This window comes from Hylemonella sp. P2_B10, from assembly GCF_056404875.1.
Map to the genome: position 1 here is coordinate 238,396 of NZ_JBFUDE010000004.1, position 18,690 is coordinate 257,085.

Consider the following 18,690-nt stretch of genomic DNA (forward strand, 5'->3'; position numbering starts at 1 on the left):
CGTGCTTGGATTATTATGGGTTGATGTTCCCGATTTCCCGTTTCACCGCGCTGGCTGCAGCCCTGTTGCTGGGCTTTGGCACGGCCTGGGCCGAGCAGCCCAAGACACTGGCCGACGCCCTGGTCGAGGAAGGGCGGCCGCAGTCGGCCCTGACGGCCGAACTGCTGTATGAGTTGCTGGTGGGCGAGATCAGCCTGGCCGATGGCGACGTGCGCGCCGGCTATGAATTGCTGCTGGACGCCGCCCGCAAGAGCGACGACCCGGCGCTGTACCGGCGCGCGGTGGAGATTGCCCGCGCCACACGCGATGGCCAGGGCGCGCTGCGCGCTGCCATGGCCTGGGTGCAAGCCCACCCCGATTCACGCGACGCCAACAGCTACCTGCTGCAGGTGCTGATAGGCCTGAACCGCCTGACCGAGGCCACCGGACCGCTGACACGCGAGCTGGCGTTGGTCTCGGCGGAAGAGCGGCCACTGGCGATACTGACCATCCCTCGTTACTTTGCCCGTGCCGGCGACCGCAAGACCGCCGCCGCGCTGGTGGAGCAGGTGCTCAAGCCCTACCTGGACAAGGCCGACACCGGCGTGCCGGCCTGGGTGGTGATAGGCCGCATGCGCACCGGCAACAGCGACACCGACGGCGCGCTGCAGGCCGCCCGCGCCGCCCAGGCGCTGGACGCTCATGCGGAGGGCCCGGCGCTGCTGGCGCTGACGCTGATGCAGGCCAAGCAACCGCAGGCTGAAGCTGTGGTGCAGACCTATCTGCAAGGCCCGCAGCCGCTGCCCGAAATCCGCCTGGACTATGCCCGGCTGCTGCTGGACGCCCAGCGCTACACCGAGGCCGCCAGCCAGTTGCGCCAGGTGGTGACGCTGCGGCCCAACTTTGCCCAGGCCTGGCTGATCCTGGGCACGCTGGAGTTGCAGGACAACCGCCTGGAAGGCGCCCAGGAGGCGCTGCAGCGCTATGTGGCGCTGGCCACCGCCGAGGCCAAGGACGATGGCGGCAAGCCCGCTGCCAAGCCTGACAGTGAAGGCGAAGAGGCGCACGCCGCCGCTGCCACCCGCGGGCTGACCCAGGCCTACCTGTACCTGGCGCAAATCGCCGAGAAGCGCAAGGACTACCGCCTGGCCAACGACTGGCTGAGCCGCGTCACCAGCCCCGAGGAACAGCTGAGCGCGCAGATCCGGCGTGCCTCGCTGCTGGCGCGCCAGGGCAAGCTGAAAGACGCACGGGAGCTGTTGCATGCACAGCCCGCAGCCGATGCCCCCGCCCAACGCCTGAAGCTGCTGGCGGACGTGCAGATGCTGCGCGATGCCAAGCAGTTCAAGACCGCCTACGACGTGCTGGGCCGCGCCAATGGCACCGAGCCCAAGGACGTGGACCTGCTGTACGACCAGGCCATGCTGGCCGACAAGCTCAGCCGCCCGCAGGAGATGGAGCGGCTGCTGCGCCAGATCATGACCATCAAGCCCGACTACCACCACGCCTACAACGCGCTGGGCTACTCGCTGGCCGAGCGCAATGTGCGCTTGCCCGAGGCCAAGCAGCTGATAGAAAAGGCACTGGAATACGCGCCGGACGATCCCTTCATACGGGACAGCCTGGGCTGGGTCGAGTTCCGCAGCGGCAACGCCCGGCAGGCCGAGGAAATATTGCGCAAGGCCTACAGCGTGAAACCCGACACCGAAATCGCCGCCCACCTGGGCGAAGTGCTGTGGAGCATGGGCAAGCGCGACCAGGCCCAGGCCATCTGGCGCGAAGGGAAAAACATGAACGCCGACAATGAAACCCTGCGCGACACGCTCAAGCGCCTGCGGGTCAAGCCCTGATGACGGCGACCCCCTTCCTCATCACCAAGCCCGCCGCCACGCGCCGTCGCGCCTGCCTGTCCGTGCTGCTGGCCGGCGCGCTGGTGCTGGCCGGCTGCGCCACGCCGCGCAAACCGGTGCCGCCGGACAGCAACTACTGGCGCGGCCGGGTAGCGCTGAAGGTGGAGGGCACTCCGCCGCAGGCGCTGAACGCCAGCTTCGAGTTGAGCGGCACCGCCGAGGCCGGTGAGCTGAGCCTGTTCACCCCGCTGGGCACCACCGTGGCGGTGCTGAACTGGAAACCCGGCGAGGTGCTGCTGCAAAGCAATGGCCGCGACCAGCATTTCGATTCGCTGGACCAACTGGCACGCGAAGCCACGGGCACCGCTTTTCCGGTGGCGCAGCTGTTCATGTGGCTCAAGCGCGGCAAGGTGGACCCGGCCAATGCCATCAGCGTTGGCGGCGGCTGGGAGGCGGACCTGTCGCAGCTGGAGCAAGGGCGCTTGAGCGCCCGGCGGCTGGCGGGCGGCCCGCCGGCCGATCTGAAGCTGGTGATAGAGAAGTAAGCTCTTGCGTCATGCAAGCCTTGTACGACGTGCCGGCCCCGGCCAAGCTGAACCTGTTCCTGCACATCACCGGCCGGCGCGCCGACGGCTACCACCTGCTGCAATCGGTCTTCATGCTGGTGGATTGGCACGACACCCTGCACTTCGAGGTGCGCACCGACGGCCAGCTCAGCCGCGAAGACCTGGGCGCCCCGCTGCCGGCTGACGACCTGGTGCTGCGCGCCGCCCGCGCGCTGCAGGCCGCCAGCAGCTGCGCACTGGGTGCACACATCGCCATCGACAAGCGCCTGCCGGCCCAGGCCGGCATGGGCGGCGGCTCCTCGGATGCCGCCAGCACGCTGCTGGCACTGAACCGGCTGTGGCGTTTGAACCTGTCACGGCCCCAACTGGCGGCCATTGGACTGCAGCTGGGCGCCGACGTGCCCTTCTTCCTGCACGGCCACAACGCCTGGGTGGAGGGCATTGGCGAGCACATCACCCCGGTGGAGGTGCCAGCGGCCCGTTTCGTGGTGCTCAAGCCGCAGGCAGGGCTGGACACCTCGCTGATCTTCCGCGACCCGGCTTTGAAAAGGGACACAAAAACTGCTATACTCGCAGGCTTTGCTGCAGACCCCTTCGGTTTCGGAGGGAACGACTTGCAACCTGTTGCCCAGCGGCTGTGCCCTGGGGTGACGCAGGGCCTGGAATGGCTGGCGTCCAAAGGCCTGAAAGGCCGCATGACAGGCTCTGGAAGCGCGGTGTTTGCGCAAATGTTGCAGGATAATGTGGATCTGCTTGATGCCCCTGGCGGCTTTGGCGTCAAGACCTGCGGCAATCTGGCGGCGCATCCCCTGGTGGGTTGGGCCAACGGATAAGGCAAATTTTCGGTTGGCAGCGTAAGCTGCCAACCCGTGTAGGGGAGTCGCCAAGCTGGTTAAGGCACCGGATTTTGATTCCGGCATGCGAAGGTTCGAATCCTTCTTCCCCTGCCAAATCCCTGTTGGGATGGGCATTTTCCTGTTTTGTTGCGGTTTGGTGCAGGCAAAACGTCATCGCGGCGCCACAGTGGACGCCACGACACGCGTGTTTTGCACCCGGTCTCAGTTAAATTCAAAGCTCAATTTATCGCTGGGACAGCAGTCATGCAGGCAGCCTCCACCTCCGAGTTCATGGTCTTTACCGGCAATGCCAATCCGGGCATGGCTGACGAAATCGCCAAGCACCTGGGCATACGGCTGGGCGCGGCGACGGTGGGCCGGTTCTCCGACGGTGAAGTCACCGTCGAGATCAACCAGAACGTGCGCGGGCGCGATGTGTTTGTGGTGCAAAGCACCTGCGCGCCCACCAACGAAAATTTGATGGAGTTGCTGATCATGGTGGACGCGCTCAAGCGCGCCTCCGCCGAGCGCATTTGCGCAGTGATCCCCTACTTCGGCTATGCCCGCCAGGACCGCCGCCCGCGCTCTGCCCGCGTGCCCATCACCGCCAAGGTGGTGGCCAACATGCTGCAGGCGGTGGGCGTGGCCAGCGTGCTGACAATGGACCTGCACGCCGACCAGATCCAGGGATTCTTTGATATCCCGGTGGACAATATTTACGCCTCGCCGGTGTTGCTGGGCGATGTGCGGCAGAAGAATTACGACGACCTGATCGTCGTCTCGCCCGACGTGGGCGGTGTGGTGCGGGCACGCGCGCTGGCCAAGCAGCTCAATTGCGACCTGGCCATCATCGACAAGCGCCGCCCGCGCGCCAACGTCAGCGAGGTGATGCACGTGATCGGCGAAATCGACGGCCGCAACTGCGTCATCATGGACGACATGATCGACACCGCCGGCACGCTGGTGAAGGCCGCCGAGGTGTTGAAGGAGCGTGGTGCCAAGAATGTGTATGCGTATTGCACGCACTCCATCTTCTCGGGGCCGGCCATAGAGCGCATCGCCAAGGGCGGCGCGCTCGACGAGGTGGTGGTGACCAACACCATCCCGCTGAGCCCGCTTGCGGGTGAGTGCAAGAAGATTCGCCAGCTGTCCGTGGCGCCGCTGTTCGCCGAGACGATACAGCGCATTGCCAAGGGCGAATCGGTGATGAGTTTGTTCTCGGACCAGGACGGTCTGTTCTAAAAGAACACGGCCGCCCGGTCTGGGCAAAAAGCCGGCCCGCACAGCGACATGTGTCGCAAGCGGGCCTTTTTAAAACCGGAGTCACACTGGTCGCGGTGGACTCTTGATTGGAGTAGTTATGAAATTCGTCGCTTTTCCGCGCGCAAAGCAGGGTACGGGTGCGAGCCGCCGTCTCCGCATTACTGGCCGCACGCCCGGCATCGTCTATGGTGGCTCCGGCGAGCCGCTGCTGATCGAGCTGGACCACAATGCCCTGTGGCACGCCATCAAGAAGGAAGCTTTCCACTCGTCCATCCTGGACATGGAAGTGGACGGCAAGCCCGCCAAGGTGCTGCTGCGTGACCTGCAGATGCACCCCTACAAGCAGCTGATCCTGCACATCGACTTCCAGCGCGTGGACGCCAACACCAAGCTGCACATGAAGGTGCCGTTCCACTTCCACGGCGAAGAAGAATCGCAAGCCGTCAAGCTGGAGCACTGCCTGGTGAACCACGTCGTGACCGAGCTGGAAATCTCCTGCCTGCCGGCCGACCTGCCCGAGTTCATCAACATCGACCTGAGCGGCCTGAAGAAGGGCGCCTCGCTGCACCTGAACGACATCAAGCTGCCCAAGGGCATCACCGCTGTTACCCGCGGCAAGGTGAACCCGGTGCTGGTGTCCGTGGTGGCCCCGGTTGAAGAAGCCCCCGAAGCCCCGGCCGAAGCCGCTGCTGCTGCCCCGGCCGCCGCTGCTGGCAAGGCACCGGCCAAGGCCGCTGCCGCTCCGGCCGCCGCCAAGCCGGCTGCCAAGAAGTAATCAGGTCTTACCTGCTTACGCTGCAAACGGCCCTTCGGGGCCGTTTTCTTTTGTGGGCTCCCTGATAATCACCGCCATCATGATCAAACTGCTGGTGGGCCTGAACAACCCAGGCCCCGAATACGAAGCCACCCGCCACAACGCCGGCCTGTGGTGGCTGGAGGCGGCCGCGCGCGCGCTCAAGGTGAACCTGAGCATGGACAAGGCCTACCACGGCCTGGCCGCGCGCACCAGTGTCAACGGCCAGACCGTGTGGCTGCTGGCGCCGCAGACCTACATGAACCTGTCGGGCAAATCGGTGGCGGCGCTGGCGCGCTTCTTCAAGATCACGCCGCAGGAAATGCTGGTGGCGCATGACGAGCTGGACATCCCCCCCGGCGAGGCCAAGCTGAAGCTGGGCGGCAGCCACGCCGGCCACAACGGCCTGCGCGACATCCACGCCCAGCTGGGCACCGACGACTACTGGCGCCTGCGCATAGGCGTAGGCCACCCCGGCGACAAGAACGAAGTGGTCAATTGGGTGCTGAAAAAGCCGTCGCAAGACCACCGCATCGCCATCGAGCAGGCGGTGGACCGCAGCATCAAGGCCCTGCCCGAGCTGCTGGCCGGCGACATGACCAAGGCCATGCAGCAAATCCATACCAGCAAGCCGCCCCGGCCGAAGCCGCCCAGGCCGGTGGCGCCTGTGGAGGGTGCGGCCGCAGTCCCAACACCACCCGTCGGCGAAAAACCGGTACAGGGCGGCTGAACATGCAAGCCGGCACGCAGTTGCGCCTGTCCGCCAGCTTCCTGGCCGCCTTCGCCGCGCTGCGCTACCTGCTGCACGAGCTGCACGAGTTCGGCCACATGGGCGTGGCGCGCGCGCTGTGCGGCGACTGGGGCACGCGCGATTTCAACAATGTGCACCCCATCGCCGACAGCTGCATGAAGACCGCTGCCACCGACCCGCTGGTGGCGCTGGCCGGCCCAGCCACCAACTACCTGACGCTGTGGCTGGCCGCGCTGCTGCTGTTGCCCCGCGCAGGCGGGCCTGAGCGCTCGCCAACCCGCCTGGCCTGGGGGCTGGCGCTGGTGTTCGCCGCACTGCCCTTCGCGCGGCTGTTCACCGCCGTGATGGGCGGCGGCGATGAGCTGGGTATGGCCCGCGCCTGGCTGGACAACCCGCTGGCTGCACGGCTGCTGACGGTGCTGCTGATCGCCGCCATCATGGCCTGGCCGCTGTGGCTGGCGTTCAAAACGCTGCGCGCCACCGGGCGCAACTGGGGGTTTTTCGTGTTGGCGCTGGTGCTGCCCATGCTGGTGGAGGGCGCACTGGTACAGGGCCTGCTGAACCGGCTGCTGGCGCAAGGCACCTTGGGCAGCCTGGACAGCGTGGCCTGGGGCGCGCCGGCGGCAGTGCTGGGGCTGCTGCTGGCGGCCGCGCTGCTGTTCGCGGCGCTGGCCAGGCGCATCGCCAGCCTGACAGCGCCGCGCGGCTGACGGCGCTCCCACGCAAACAGCCCCTGGTCAAGCGGCGACGGCTTTTGGTAAAGCCCGCCGGGGCGGGAACTCTGGCCCGCAAACAGCACCTTAGAATGGTCCGCACACGCGCCGCAAAGGCGCCGGCAACCGACCGCACGACTGTCTTCCCGGGAGTCCACTTGAAGCCAATCCACACCTTCTCCATCTCAGAGCGCCGCCCGTTGTGGCATGTGCTGGGCGCCGGCCTGCTGGCGCTGGTGGCGCTGGGCGCCACCGCGCAACAGCCACAGCCCGGCGCGGCCGCCCCCGCGCTCACCGACCCGCTGCCGATTGGCCCGCAGGTGCAGATGGGCAAGCTGGCCAACGGCCTGACCTACTACATCAAGAAGAACAGCCGCCCCGAGAAGAAGCTGGAGCTGCGCCTGGTGGTCAAGGCCGGCTCCATCCTGGAAGATGAAGACCAACTGGGCCTGGCCCACCTGATGGAGCACATGGCTTTCAACGGCTCCACGCATTTCAAGAAGCACGAGCTGATCTCTTACCTGCAGTCCATCGGTGTGCAGTTTGGCGCCGACCTGAACGCCTACACCAGCTTCGACGAGACGGTGTACATCCTGCCGGTGCCCACCGCAAAGCCGGGCAACGTGGACAAGGCCTTCACCATCCTGCAGGACTGGGCCCAGGGCGTGCTGCTGGACGACGACGCCATCAACGCCGAGCGCAACATCGTGATGGAAGAGCTGCGCCTGGGCAAGGGCGCGCAGGACCGCATGAACAAGCAGTACTACCCCAAGCTGTTTGCCGGTTCGCGCTATGCCCAGCGGCTGCCCATAGGCACCGAGGAAAGCCTGAAAAACTTCAAGCCCGAGGCGGTGAAGCGCTTTTACAAGGACTGGTACCGCCCCGACCTGATGGCCGTGGTGGTGGTGGGCGACATCGAACCTGCCGCTGCCAGACAGTTGATCGAAAAACACTTCGCCGGCCTGACCAACCCGGCCAACGAGCGGCCACGCCCCTACGAACGCATGCCGGCGCGCGCCACCTCCGAGTCGCTGGTGGTGACCGACAAGGAAGCCACCAACAACATCGTGCAGATCATCGCGCCCTTCAGCGTGCGCAAACCCGAAACCACAGTGGGCGACTACCGCCAGCAGATGGTGGAAAACCTGTTCAACGCCATGCTGTCGGTGCGCAACCAGGAGCTGACGCAAAAGGCCAACCCGCCCTTCGTCGCCGGCGGCTCCAGCATGGGCCGCATGCTGCGCGACCACTTCATGTTCTCCAGCTTCGCCGTGCTGGGCCAGGCCGGCATCAACACGGCGGTGGACGCGCTGCTGCAAGAGGCCAACCGCGCCCGCCTGTACGGCTTCACGCAGGATGAACTGGAGCGCGCCAAGAAGGACCAGCTGCGCGCCATGGAGCGCGCCTTCGAGGAGCGCGACAAGAGCGAATCCAGCCAGTTCGCTGCCGAGTACATACGCAACTTCCTGGTGCAGGAGTCGCTGCCCGGCATCGACAACGAGGTGCGCTACCAGCGCACGCTGCTGCCCACCATCACGCTGGCCGATGTCAACAACCATGCCCGCGCCGTGATTCCCGACAAGGCCGCGCTGCTGGCGGTCTACATGGGCAGCAGCAAGGACGCCACGCTGACCCCCGCCGAGCCGCAGTTGCTGGCCAGCGTGCTGGCCGCGCGCGAGAAGACGGTGGCCGCGCACGAGGAAAAGAAACTGCCCACCAGTCTGATGCCCTTGCCGCCCAAGGCCGGCAGCATCGTGGCCGAGAAGCAATTGCCCGCGCTGGGCGTGACGCAACTGACGCTGTCCAACGGCCTCCAGGTCTGGCTCAAGCCCACCGACTTCAAGGCCGACCAGGTGCTGATGAGCGCCACCCGCCACGGCGGCCAGTCGCTGGCCGGCGCCGACGACATGTTCAACGCCCGCTATGCCAATGGCATCGTCACCGCCATGGGCCTGGGACAGTACTCGCCCACCGATGTCAGCAAGATCCTGGCCGGCAAGACCGCCAGCGCCAGCGTCGGCAGCGGCACCTACACCGATGGCGCCAACGGCAGCTCTGGCCACGAAGACATCGAAACCATGCTGCAGCGCCTGTACCTGAACTTCGGCCCGGCGCGGCGCGATGCCGACCTGTACCAGTCCTTCGTCAGCCGGGTACGCGACACGGTGAAGAACATGCTGGAACGCCCCGAGGCGGTGTTTGCCGACAAGGTGCAGACCACGGTGTACGCCAACCACCCGCGCCTGGCGCTGATGCCGCGCCCATCGGACTTCGACAAGGTGCAACTGGACCGCGTGCTGGCCCTGCACCAGCAGCGCTTTGGCAGTGCCAAGGGCTTCACCTTCGTGTTCGTCGGTGCCTTCGAGGTGGACAAGATCAAGCCACTGATCGCCACCTACATCGCCAGCCTGCCCACCGGCGACCTGCCCACCACCTACAAGGACCTGGGCATTCGCCCGGTCACCGGCGTGGTGAAGCAGGCGGTGTATGCCGGCAAGGAGGCCAAGAGCCAGGTCTCGCTGACCTTCAGCGGCCCGGCCACGTGGTCGCGCGAAGAGAGCATGCGCGTGGCTGCGCTGATCGAGGTGCTCAACATCCGCCTGGTGGACGAGTTGCGCGAGAAGCAGACGCTGATCTACAGCGGCCGCATGGGCGGCGCACTGAACCGCCTGCCTTACGAGTACTACAACATCAGCGCCAGCTTCCCCTGCGCACCGGAGAACGTGGACAAGGTGGTGGCTGCCACCTTCGCCGAGTTCCAGAAGATCAAGGACAAGGGCGCCGATCAGGCCGACCTGGACAAGGTGAAGGAAAACTGGCTGATCAACCACCGCCGCGTGCTGCGCGAAAACGGCTACTGGATGGGCCAGTTCACCAACGCCATCACCAACGGCACCGACCCCGCCGAGCTGCTGACCTACGAGCAGCGCGTGGCCGCCGTCACCGCCGCCGAACTGAAGGACACCGCCCGCAAATACCTGCGCGACGACAACTTCGTGCAGGTGGTGCTGTACCCCGAGAAGAACGACAAGGTGGTAGCGGAGAAGGCGGCGGGGAACTGATTCGCGCTTCTTCACGCCTCTCACAAAAAGCGCCATCGTGGCGCTTTTTCTTTTGGCGTGGCTCCGCAGCGCACCAGCCTGAAAATTGGCCTTCCCAGGTTGCACATGGGGCCCTTTGCCAATTTTCAGGCTGGCACGCTGCTTCCTTGGTCAACGAGGAAACAGTCGAGCGACACCTCTCTCACCGGCAAGCCAGTCGCTCAACGCTGCAATGTCCGCGCGCAACATTCTCCTCCCCCAAAAGGGTCAGCAGCCCGCTCCCCGCGTACCCACAACCCCTGGGCTCTCCTGGGCGCGGCCACCGCAATTCAGTTCGCGTGAGACATCACGCCAGCCAACAGCGCTGGGTGTGCGGTGCGGGGCTGGCGATCCCTTGGATGAAGCTGAGGAGCGCAGCGGCATGCGGAAAAAGAAGCACGCATGTTTGAGCGAAGCGAGTTTGCGTGCTTCCCGCATGACGCGAGCACCGCAAGGAAGTCGCGAAGCGACCTTCATCGTAGGGTCGACAGAACCGCACCGCATACCCAGCGCTCTCCACCGGAGCAAAGACCAAGCTGGAACGGAATTTCGGCAGGACGAGTGCCAGAAAACCTACGACTTAGGAGACAGAGGCATAGGGCTGCTGACCCCCACCCCCTGCAAACGGTGGTATTTCTGCCACAGGGTTTCCTGGCCTTCCACCCGCCGCGGGTCCACCGGGATGCAGGCCACGGGGCACACCTGCACGCACTGCGGCTCGTTGAAATGGCCTACGCACTCGGTGCATTTGTCAGGGTCGATCTGGTAGATTTCCGGCCCGAGGTAGATCGCCTGGTTCGGGCACTCGGGCTCACACACATCGCAGTTGATGCATTCGTCGGTAATCATCAGGGCCATGGTCGCTCGATTATCCTCCGCCCAAGGCTAGCGGGCCAAGACGTTCATCTAATACCATTGCCGCATGCGTCTTTTTCTGCTGAAACGCGCCGCGCTGCTGCTGGCCACACTGCTGGCGGCCTCCGCCGTGGTGTTTGGCGTGCTGGAGGTGCTGCCCGGCAACGCGGCCCAGATGCTGCTGGGGCCCGAGGCCACGCCCGAGGCGGTGCGCGTGCTGGGCCACAAGCTGGGGCTGGACCAGCCGGTGGCGCAACGCTACGCGGACTGGCTCACCGGCATGCTGCACGGGCAACTGGGCAACAGCTATGTCTACGGCACCCCGGTGGCCGACATGGTGGGCCAGCGGCTGGCGCTGACCGTGCCGCTGGCGCTGCTGGCCATGGCGCTGGCCAGCGTGCTGGCGCTGGTGGCTGGCGTGTTTGCCGCCAGCCGCCATGGCCGCGCTGGCGACTGGGGGGTGATGGCCGTGTCGCAGGTGGGCATGGCCGTGCCCAGCTTCTGGTTCGCCATCCTGCTGATCCTGCTGTTCTCCGTGCAACTGCGCTGGTTTGCCGCCGGCGGCTTTCCCGGCTGGGAGGCCGGCACCGGAGCGGCGCTGAAGGCGCTGGTGCTGCCGGCCCTCGCCCTGGCGTTGGTGCAGGCGGCCGTGCTGGCGCGCATCACCCGCTCGGCGGTGCTGGATGTGGCGCAGGAAGACTTCGTGCGCACCGCCCGCGCCAAGGGGCTGACGCGCCGCGCCGCGCTGTGGCGCCATGTGCTGCGCAACGCGCTGGTGCCCATCGTCACGGTGATGGGCATGCAGTTTGCCAACCTGCTGGCCGGCACCATCGTGGTGGAAACCGTGTTCTACCTGCCGGGCCTGGGCCGGCTGATCTTCCAGTCCATCGCCAACCGCGACCTCATCGTGGTGCGCAACTGCGTGATGCTGCTGGTGGCACTGGTGGTGCTGGTCAGCTTTGCGGTGGACCTGCTGTGCGCCGCCATTGACCCGCGCCTGCGCGAACGCCTGACCGCATGAGTTCACCGGCCACTTCCACCGCTACCGTCGTCACCGCCCCCGCCCCAGCGGGCCGCCGCCACCGCAGCCTGGTCGCCGGCGGCCTGCTGACGCTGCTGGTGCTGGCCTGCGCCGGCCTGTCGGCACTGTGGACGCCCTGGCCGCCCTTTGAAGTGGACCTGGACCACAAGCTGCTGCAGCCCAGCCTGGAGCACTGGCTGGGCACCGACGCGCTGGGCCGCGATGTGCTGACATTGTTGCTGCTGGGCGCGCAAAGCGCCATCGCCGTCGGGCTGGTGGCGGTGGGCCTGGGCCTGAGCGCCGGCACGGCGCTGGGCCTGCTGGCTGCCGCGCACAAGGGTTGGCTGGACCAGCTCATCATGCGCGCGGCCGATTTTGGCCAGGCCTTTCCGGCCATCCTCACCGCCATCATGATCACCACCGTCGATGGCCCTGGCATGGCCAATGCCATGCTGGCCATAGGCATCTACAACATCCCGGTGTTTGCCCGCGTGGCGCGTGCCAGCGCCCAGGGCATCTGGACGCGCGACTACGTGCTGGCCGCACGCGCCAACGGTTACGGGCCGTGGCGCATCACCTGGTCGCATGTGCTGCCCAACATCGCACCGGTGCTGGTGGTGCAGGGCACGGTGCAGTTCGCTCTGGCCATCCTGGCCGAGGCGGCGCTGGCCTACCTGGGCCTGGGCACGCAGCCGCCCGAGGCCTCCTGGGGCCGCATGCTGAACGACGCGCAGACGCTGCTGTTCCAGGCCCCGCTGCTGGCCATCTACCCCGGTGTTGCCATCGCAGTGGCGGTGCTGGGGCTGAACCTGCTGGGCGATGGCCTGCGCGACCTGCTGGACCCGCGGCAGAGCACCACCCGCTGAATACTTGCGCTGAACCCCACGCTGACGCACACGCCATGAACGCGCCGCATTTCCCCTCCACCGCCCCCAGCCCGCTGCTGCCGCTGGGCACGCCTGCGCCCGCGCCCCTGCTGGATGTGCGTGGCCTGCATGTGGAACTGGCCACCCGCCACGGCCCGGCACTGGCACTGCGCGACGTCAGCTTCACGCTGGCACGCGGCGAATCCCTGGGCCTGGTGGGCGAATCCGGCAGCGGCAAGACCATGACCGCGCTGGCCATCATGGGCCTGCTGCCGCCGGGTGCGCGCGTCTGGGGCAGTGTGCGCTGGCAGGGCCGCGACTTGCTGCAGATGGGCGAGGCCGAGCTGTGCGCGCTGCGCGGCAACCGCCTGGCCATGGTGTTCCAGGAGCCGCTGACGGCGCTCAACCCGGTGCAGGCGGTGGGCGAGCAGGTGGCCGAGCCGCTGCGCCTGCACCAGCGTTTGGGCCGCCGCCAGGCCGCAAGCCAGGCCACCGAGCTGCTGGCGCGCGTGGGCATAGAGCAGGCGGGCAAACGCTTCCACGACGCGCCGCACCGTTTCTCCGGTGGCCAGCGCCAGCGCATCCTGATTGCCATGGCCTTGGCCTGCGGCCCCGAGCTGCTGCTGGCCGACGAGCCCACCAGTGCGCTGGACACCTTGGTGCAGCAGCAGATCCTCACGCTGCTGGAGAGCCTGGCGCGCGAGGCCGACATGGCGCTGTTGTTGATCTCGCACGATCTGGGCGTGGTGGCGCACCACACCCGGCGCATGCTGGTGATGTATGGCGGCACCGCGGTGGAGAGCGGCGACAGCGCCACGCTGCTGGCCCAGTCCTCCCACCCCTACACGCTGGGCCTGCTGGCCGCCCGCCCGCGCCTGGACGGTGCGCCCGGCGCACCGCTCACCGCCATTGCCGGCCAGGTGCCCGAGTTGGGGGCGCTGCCTGCCGGCTGCCGCTTCGCTGGCCGCTGCCCGGTGGCGCTGCCACAGTGTGGCGACACGCTGCCGCCTGCGGTCACGCTGGCCGGCACGCACCATGCGCATTGCCTGCTGCTGGCGCGTCAGCAGGCCCTGCAACAGGCACAGTCAACAAGGGCAACGGCATGAGCGACTTCAGGGACAGCGACGGCCCCGACTTCGCCGACAGCAGCGGTGGCCCCAGCACGCAACCGCAAGCGCGCGAGCGCAGCGAACTGCTGCGCATCAGCGGCTTGAGCCACCACTACCTGCAGCCCCGGCGCAGCCTGTGGCGCACCACGCCGCCGTTGGCGGCCCTGCAGGATGTCAACCTGACGATACGGCGCGGCCACAGCCTGGGGCTGGTGGGCGCCTCGGGTTCGGGCAAGTCCACGCTGGCGCGGCTGGTGCTGGCGCTGGACAAACCGACCACCGGCAGCGTGCAGCTGCTGGGCCAGGACCTGCATGCAATGGGCCGCAGCGAGCTGCGCCAGGCGCGCAAGAACGTGCAGATGGTGTTCCAGGACCCCTACAGCGCGCTGGACCCGCGCCAGACCGTGGAGCGCAGCGTGGGCGACGCGCTGGCCGCACACACGCCGCTGAGCCGGGTTGCGCTGCGCCAGCAGGTGCGCCAGGTGGTGGAGGCAGTGGGTCTGCGCGACACCGACATGCACAAGTACCCGCATGAGTTCTCCGGTGGCCAGCGACAGCGCATCGGGCTGGCGCGGGCGCTGATCAGCCGGCCCAAGCTGATCGTGGCCGACGAGCCGGTCAGCGCGCTGGATGTGTCGGTGCAGGCCCAGGTGCTGAACCTGATGCAGCACCTGCAAAAGCGCTACGGCGTCACCTACCTGCTGATCAGCCACGACCTGGCCGTGGTGCGCCACCTGTGCACCGAAGTGGCCGTGTTGCACCAGGGCCGCATCGTCGAGCAGGGCGCGCCCGATGCGTTGCTGAAGCGTCCGCAGCACCCGTACACCCAGGCGCTGGTGGCGGCCATGCCGCGGCTCTGACGGCCGGCACCCACCTGCCCAACCGACACCCGGCAGGCCTGGCGAGCGCTCAGGCCGGCTGGGGGGTGTAACCCGCCTCGGCAATCACCTCGCGCAGGTGCAGCGCATCGCACTGCGTCGATGTCACCTCCACGCGGTGGCGCGCCAGGTCGATCTGCACCTGGGCGCCGGGGTCTGCCTCCTTCAGCGCCTTGGTGATGGTGCTGACGCAGTGGCCGCAACTCATGTCCTGAACTTCAAACGCAACCATGTCTTCTGCTCCTTGATGTGGGTCAATGGCGGTCAGTGTGAACCCTGCCACAGTGGCAAGGTCAAGCCCCTGCGTCCCATACCCTCTCTTTCATGGGGAGATTATCCGCACCCCGTTGACATTACCATCATGGGAAGCTTGATGATGCCCACACCCACCCACTGAAGCACCCGCCATCATGAGCACCACCACCACCGCCCCCAGCCTGACGCTGCAAGTCAGCGGCATGACCTGCGCCTCTTGCGTGACGCGGGTAGAGAAGGCATTGTTGAAAGTGCCTGGCGTCAGCGCCGCCTCGGTCAACCTGGCAACCGAAAAGGCCAGCGTGCAGCTGGCCGCCGGCGTAGCGCCTGCAGCCTTGCAAGCCGCGGTGGAGAAGGCCGGCTACAGCGCCCAGGTGGTGGACGAAACCAGGCCACACACCGAGCCCACTGCCCCCGCGCTGCCTGGCTGGCTGCCAGCCGCACTGGGCGCCGTGCTGACCCTGCCGCTGATGCTGCCCATGCTGGCCGCACCACTGGGACAGGACTGGATGTTGCCAGCCTGGCTGCAATGGCTGCTGGCCACGCCGGTGCAGTTTGCGCTGGGCGCGCGCTTCTACCGCGCCGGCTGGAAGGCGCTGCGCGCGCGGGCCGGCAACATGGATTTGCTGGTGGCGCTGGGCACCTCGGCGGCCTATGGGTTGTCGGTGTACCAGTGGCTGGGTCACAGCGGGCATGCCGGATCTGGCGGTGGCATGGCGCATCTGTATTTCGAGGCCTCCAGCGCCGTCATCACGCTGGTGCTGTTGGGCAAATGGCTGGAGGCACGCGCCAAGCGCCAGACCACCGATGCCATACGCGCGCTCAACGCGCTGCGCCCCGGCACCGCGCGCGTGCTGCGCGGCGACCGTGAAGTGGAACTGCCCATAGACCAGGTGGTGCTGGGCGACCTGGTGCGTGTGCGCCCGGGTGACCGCGTGGCGGTGGACGGCGAGGTGGTGGAAGGCCGCAGCCATGTGGACGAATCGCTGATCACCGGCGAAAGCCTGCCGGTGGCCAAGGAGCCGGGCCAGCGCGTCACCGGCGGCGCCATCAACGCCGAGGGCCTGCTCACCGTGCGCACTTCGGCCATAGGCGCCGAGACCACGCTGGCGCGCATCATCCGACTGGTCGAGTCAGCCCAGGCGGCCAAGGCACCGGTGCAGCGCATGGTGGATCAGGTCAGCGAGGTGTTTGTGCCGGTGGTACTGGGCCTGGCGGCACTGACGTTCGCCGGCTGGCTGCTCTACAACGGGCAAGCGGAGGGCGCGCTGATCAACGCTGTGGCGGTGCTGGTCATCGCCTGCCCCTGTGCGCTGGGGCTGGCCACCCCCACCGCCATCATGGCCGGCACCGGCGTGGCCGCGCGCCACGGCATCCTGATCAAGGACGCCGAGGCGCTGGAAGTGGCCCACGCCGTCACGCTGGTGGCCTTTGACAAGACCGGCACGCTGACCCAGGGCAAACCGCAGCTCACCGCTGTGCTGCCGACCGAGGGACACGACCGTGACGAAGTGCTGCAACTGGCCGCCGCCCTGCAAGCCGGCAGCTCGCACCCGCTGGCCGTGGCGGTGATGGATGCGGTGCGTGCCCAGCGGCTGACCTTGCCACCGGCACGCGACGCCCAGGCCCTGCCCGGACGCGGCGTGCAGGCCCTGGTGCGCGGTCAACGTCTGGCGCTGGGCAGCAGCCGGCTGCTGAACGAAGCGGGTCTGGCCGCCGTTGGCGCCTTGCAGGCACAGGCGCGGCAGTTGCAGGAGCAGGGCAACAGCCTGTCGTGGCTGATGCGGCTGGGTGGCGACGGTGAACCCGGAAGTGCCCAACTGCTGGGGCTGCTGGCCTTCGGCGACCGCATCAAGCCCGAGGCCGCCGCCGCCGTGGCACGCCTGCATGCCCAGGGCCTGCGCACAGTGATGCTGACCGGTGACAACCCCGGCAGTGCCCACGCGGTGGCACAGGCGCTGGGCATACAGGAAGTGCATGCCGAGGTGCTGCCGGCGGACAAGGCCGCCCACGTGCAGGCACTGCGTGCTCAAGGCCAGGTGGTGGCCTTTGTCGGCGACGGCCTGAACGACGGCCCCGCGCTGGCCGCCGCCTCGGTGGGCATGGCGATGGCCAGCGGCGCCGACGTGGCCACAGAAACCGCCGGCATCACGTTGATGCGCGGTGACCCCCGCCTGGTGGCTGACGCACTGGACATCTCGCGCCGCACCTACCGCAAGATCAAGCAAGGCCTGTTCTGGGCCTTTGCCTACAACGTGCTGGGCATCCCGTTGGCCGCCTTGGGCCTGCTCAGCCCGGTGGTGGCCGGCGCCGCCATGGCGCTGAGCAGCGTCAGCGTGGTGACCAATGCACTGCTGCTGCGGCGCTGGCAGGCCCGGCAAGACACCGCAGCGCCCACTGCGCACAACACTGGAGACCCCACATGAGCACTCCCATGAACATCGGCCAGGCGGCCCAGGGCAGCGGCGTGTCGGCCAAGATGATCCGCCACTACGAGAGCCTGGGCCTGTTCCCTGAAGCACCGCGAACCGAAGCCGGCTACCGCCAGTATGGCGCGGCGGAATTGCACACGCTGCGCTTCATACGCCACGCGCGCGACCTGGGCTTTTCCTTGGAACAGATACGCGAACTGCTGGGCCTGTGGCAAAACCGCAGGCGCCCCAGCCGCCAGGTGAAGGCGCTGGCCCAGGCCCACATCGCCGAGCTGGACCAGAAGCTCAAAGACCTGCAAACCATGCGCGCCACCTTGGCCCATCTGGTGCATTGCTGCCATGGCGACGAGCGGCCGGATTGCCCCATCATCGACGCGCTGGCACAGCCGGCCTAGGGCGGCGCAAAGGTGGCCGAAACGGCGCGCAGCCACCGGTCTGGAATGTCCCAGGCGCATTTTTTGCATAATGAGGGCAGCTCTCTCCACCAACCTGCCGTCACCACCCATGGACATCAGCGCCGCCCTCGCCTCCTCGCTGGACCGCATGCCGCACTTTCCGGAGACTTTCCACCGGCTGGCGGCCATACCGCGCCACGGCGCCACGGAGAGCAAGGACATGGTGGCCGTGCTGTCCAAGGACCCGGTGGTCACCTTCCGCATCCTGCGGGTGGTCAACTCGGCCTATTTCGGCATGGCGCGCGAGATCGGCTCGCTGGACCACGCCATGCTGGTGCTGGGGCCCAACAGCATCCGCAACATGGTGCTGACCTTTGCCGCCGTCGGCGCGCTGCCGCCCAAGCTGGCCGACAGCTTCGACGTCGACCGCTTCCTGCTGCATTCACTGACCACCGCCGCCGTGGCCGAAGAGCTGGCCAAGCACTTCAACGACACCGGTACGCCCGAGGCCTACACCGCCGGGCTGCTGCATGATTTCGGCAAGGTCCTGCTGGCCTGGACGTTCCCCAAGGAGTTCGCCGAGGCGACGGCGCATGCGCTGCAGGCGCAGACACCGCTGCTGGAAGCCGAGAAACGACTCTTTGGCACCGACCACGCGGCGCTGGGCGCCTCTCTGGCGCGGATGTGGAACTTCCCCACGCCGCTGGCCGAGTCCATCGCTGCCCACCATGAGGCGCCGCCGGCAGAGGGCCTGGGCCGCTGCCTGTTCCTGGCCAACCAGTTGCCCAAGCTGTTCGACATGGACACCGGTGCCGACGAGCTGCCAGACCCGCTGCCGCAGCAATTGGCGCCGTCGCTGGGCGACACCTACGAAGAAATCCTGGCTGCCATGCCGATGCTGAACCGGTCGGCTTCACGTGCGGCCAGCATGCTGGCGGCGATTCGACACTAGAGCCACCACTCTCTCTGGGTTGGCAGTCTGCCGACGCCGCTGGGGCGCGTTGCGCCGGCCACAGCGGGGACCTCCGCGCTTGCGTATCATGGGCAG

General features: G+C 67.3%; 17 protein-coding genes and 1 tRNA gene. 16 read left to right on the plus strand and 2 right to left on the minus strand.

The genetic code is table 11. The features are described from left to right. The first annotated feature begins 23 nt into the window (after positions 1-23). The 9 genes from AC1DX2_RS18925 to AC1DX2_RS18965 all read left to right on the plus strand — a co-directional run bounded on the left by AC1DX2_RS18925 (position 24) and on the right by AC1DX2_RS18965 (position 9,813). The gene (locus AC1DX2_RS18925; protein WP_477197950.1) at positions 24-1,829 is read left to right on the plus strand and encodes a tetratricopeptide repeat protein; all 1,806 of its coding nucleotides are present in this window, start codon (positions 24-26) and stop codon (positions 1,827-1,829) included. Further along, entirely contained in the window at positions 1,829-2,374 is a 546-nt protein-coding gene (locus tag AC1DX2_RS18930) for a lipoprotein insertase outer membrane protein LolB (RefSeq protein WP_477197951.1), read from the plus strand. Before AC1DX2_RS18925 ends, AC1DX2_RS18930 begins: the two co-directional genes overlap by 1 nt. 11 nt (positions 2,375-2,385) lie before the next feature. Beyond that, positions 2,386-3,228, plus strand: coding sequence for a 4-(cytidine 5'-diphospho)-2-C-methyl-D-erythritol kinase (gene ispE / locus AC1DX2_RS18935; protein ID WP_477197952.1), 843 nt, complete (start codon positions 2,386-2,388; stop codon positions 3,226-3,228). A gap of 40 nt (positions 3,229-3,268) precedes the next feature. Continuing rightward, positions 3,269-3,345 (plus strand) — tRNA-Gln (locus AC1DX2_RS18940). Between the two features lie 150 nt (positions 3,346-3,495). After that, the gene (locus AC1DX2_RS18945) at positions 3,496-4,473 is read left to right on the plus strand and encodes a ribose-phosphate pyrophosphokinase (protein WP_477197953.1); all 978 of its coding nucleotides are present in this window, start codon (positions 3,496-3,498) and stop codon (positions 4,471-4,473) included. A 118-nt stretch (positions 4,474-4,591) separates the two neighbouring features. Next, positions 4,592-5,269 carry a 50S ribosomal protein L25/general stress protein Ctc gene (locus tag AC1DX2_RS18950; RefSeq protein WP_477197954.1) on the plus strand — a complete coding sequence of 226 codons (678 nt, stop codon included), beginning with the start codon at positions 4,592-4,594 and terminating at the stop codon, positions 5,267-5,269. Positions 5,270-5,348: 79 nt separating this feature from the next. Next, the gene (gene pth / locus AC1DX2_RS18955; protein ID WP_477197955.1) at positions 5,349-6,017 is read left to right on the plus strand and encodes an aminoacyl-tRNA hydrolase; all 669 of its coding nucleotides are present in this window, start codon (positions 5,349-5,351) and stop codon (positions 6,015-6,017) included. Positions 6,018-6,019: 2 nt separating this feature from the next. Then, a complete protein-coding gene (locus AC1DX2_RS18960) occupies positions 6,020-6,748 on the plus strand; it encodes a hypothetical protein (RefSeq protein ID WP_477197956.1) in 729 nt (242 codons plus the stop codon). Between the two features lie 161 nt (positions 6,749-6,909). Next, positions 6,910-9,813, plus strand: coding sequence for a M16 family metallopeptidase (locus tag AC1DX2_RS18965; RefSeq protein WP_477197957.1), 2,904 nt, complete (start codon positions 6,910-6,912; stop codon positions 9,811-9,813). Between the two features lie 591 nt (positions 9,814-10,404). Here AC1DX2_RS18965 and AC1DX2_RS18970 read toward each other — a convergent pair. Further along, positions 10,405-10,689, minus strand: a complete 285-nt coding sequence (locus tag AC1DX2_RS18970; RefSeq protein ID WP_477197958.1) for a YfhL family 4Fe-4S dicluster ferredoxin — start codon at positions 10,687-10,689, stop codon at positions 10,405-10,407. Between the two features lie 64 nt (positions 10,690-10,753). Here AC1DX2_RS18970 and AC1DX2_RS18975 point away from each other — a divergent pair, with 64 nt between their 5' ends. Genes AC1DX2_RS18975 through AC1DX2_RS18990 form a run of 4 tightly spaced genes read left to right on the plus strand, consistent with a single transcriptional unit; the run spans position 10,754 to position 14,542 of the window. Then, a complete protein-coding gene (locus AC1DX2_RS18975) occupies positions 10,754-11,707 on the plus strand; it encodes an ABC transporter permease (RefSeq protein ID WP_477197959.1) in 954 nt (317 codons plus the stop codon). After that, positions 11,704-12,573: an ABC transporter permease gene (locus AC1DX2_RS18980; protein WP_477197960.1), complete on the plus strand. Its 870-nt coding sequence runs from the start codon at positions 11,704-11,706 to the stop codon at positions 12,571-12,573. Before AC1DX2_RS18975 ends, AC1DX2_RS18980 begins: the two co-directional genes overlap by 4 nt. A gap of 35 nt (positions 12,574-12,608) precedes the next feature. Next, a complete protein-coding gene (locus AC1DX2_RS18985) occupies positions 12,609-13,679 on the plus strand; it encodes an ABC transporter ATP-binding protein (protein ID WP_477197961.1) in 1,071 nt (356 codons plus the stop codon). Then, complete coding sequence (locus tag AC1DX2_RS18990; protein ID WP_477197962.1) at positions 13,676-14,542, plus strand: ATP-binding cassette domain-containing protein; 867 nt, start codon at positions 13,676-13,678, stop codon at positions 14,540-14,542. Before AC1DX2_RS18985 ends, AC1DX2_RS18990 begins: the two co-directional genes overlap by 4 nt. Before the next feature lie 49 nt (positions 14,543-14,591). On the opposite strand, the gene AC1DX2_RS18995 is transcribed toward AC1DX2_RS18990, so the two are convergent. Then, complete coding sequence (locus AC1DX2_RS18995; protein ID WP_477197963.1) at positions 14,592-14,792, minus strand: heavy-metal-associated domain-containing protein; 201 nt, start codon at positions 14,790-14,792, stop codon at positions 14,592-14,594. 178 nt (positions 14,793-14,970) lie between these two features. Here AC1DX2_RS18995 and AC1DX2_RS19000 point away from each other — a divergent pair, with 178 nt between their 5' ends. From AC1DX2_RS19000 to AC1DX2_RS19010, 3 genes are all read left to right on the plus strand, one after another. Further along, positions 14,971-17,241: a heavy metal translocating P-type ATPase gene (locus AC1DX2_RS19000; protein ID WP_477197964.1), complete on the plus strand. Its 2,271-nt coding sequence runs from the start codon at positions 14,971-14,973 to the stop codon at positions 17,239-17,241. Then, positions 17,238-17,642, plus strand: a complete 405-nt coding sequence (gene cueR / locus AC1DX2_RS19005) for a Cu(I)-responsive transcriptional regulator (RefSeq protein ID WP_477197965.1) — start codon at positions 17,238-17,240, stop codon at positions 17,640-17,642. The genes AC1DX2_RS19000 and cueR overlap by 4 nt, the downstream gene beginning before the upstream one ends. A 109-nt stretch (positions 17,643-17,751) precedes the next feature. Then, positions 17,752-18,594 carry an HDOD domain-containing protein gene (locus AC1DX2_RS19010; RefSeq protein WP_477197966.1) on the plus strand — a complete coding sequence of 281 codons (843 nt, stop codon included), beginning with the start codon at positions 17,752-17,754 and terminating at the stop codon, positions 18,592-18,594. Positions 18,595-18,690: the final 96 nt, after the last annotated feature.

Coding starts and splice junctions, on each gene's coding strand:
- AC1DX2_RS18925 (WP_477197950.1), top strand. CDS start 24: ATGTTCCCGATTTCCCGTTTCACCGCGCTGGCTGCAGCCCTGTTGCTG.
- AC1DX2_RS18930 (WP_477197951.1), top strand. CDS start 1,829: ATGACGGCGACCCCCTTCCTCATCACCAAGCCCGCCGCCACGCGCCGT.
- ispE (WP_477197952.1), top strand. CDS start 2,386: ATGCAAGCCTTGTACGACGTGCCGGCCCCGGCCAAGCTGAACCTGTTC.
- AC1DX2_RS18945 (WP_477197953.1), top strand. CDS start 3,496: ATGCAGGCAGCCTCCACCTCCGAGTTCATGGTCTTTACCGGCAATGCC.
- AC1DX2_RS18950 (WP_477197954.1), top strand. CDS start 4,592: ATGAAATTCGTCGCTTTTCCGCGCGCAAAGCAGGGTACGGGTGCGAGC.
- pth (WP_477197955.1), top strand. CDS start 5,349: ATGATCAAACTGCTGGTGGGCCTGAACAACCCAGGCCCCGAATACGAA.
- AC1DX2_RS18960 (WP_477197956.1), top strand. CDS start 6,020: ATGCAAGCCGGCACGCAGTTGCGCCTGTCCGCCAGCTTCCTGGCCGCC.
- AC1DX2_RS18970 (WP_477197958.1), bottom strand. CDS start 10,689: ATGGCCCTGATGATTACCGACGAATGCATCAACTGCGATGTGTGTGAG.
- AC1DX2_RS18975 (WP_477197959.1), top strand. CDS start 10,754: ATGCGTCTTTTTCTGCTGAAACGCGCCGCGCTGCTGCTGGCCACACTG.
- AC1DX2_RS18980 (WP_477197960.1), top strand. CDS start 11,704: ATGAGTTCACCGGCCACTTCCACCGCTACCGTCGTCACCGCCCCCGCC.
- AC1DX2_RS18985 (WP_477197961.1), top strand. CDS start 12,609: ATGAACGCGCCGCATTTCCCCTCCACCGCCCCCAGCCCGCTGCTGCCG.
- AC1DX2_RS18990 (WP_477197962.1), top strand. CDS start 13,676: ATGAGCGACTTCAGGGACAGCGACGGCCCCGACTTCGCCGACAGCAGC.
- AC1DX2_RS18995 (WP_477197963.1), bottom strand. CDS start 14,792: ATGGTTGCGTTTGAAGTTCAGGACATGAGTTGCGGCCACTGCGTCAGC.
- AC1DX2_RS19000 (WP_477197964.1), top strand. CDS start 14,971: ATGAGCACCACCACCACCGCCCCCAGCCTGACGCTGCAAGTCAGCGGC.
- cueR (WP_477197965.1), top strand. CDS start 17,238: ATGAGCACTCCCATGAACATCGGCCAGGCGGCCCAGGGCAGCGGCGTG.
- AC1DX2_RS19010 (WP_477197966.1), top strand. CDS start 17,752: ATGGACATCAGCGCCGCCCTCGCCTCCTCGCTGGACCGCATGCCGCAC.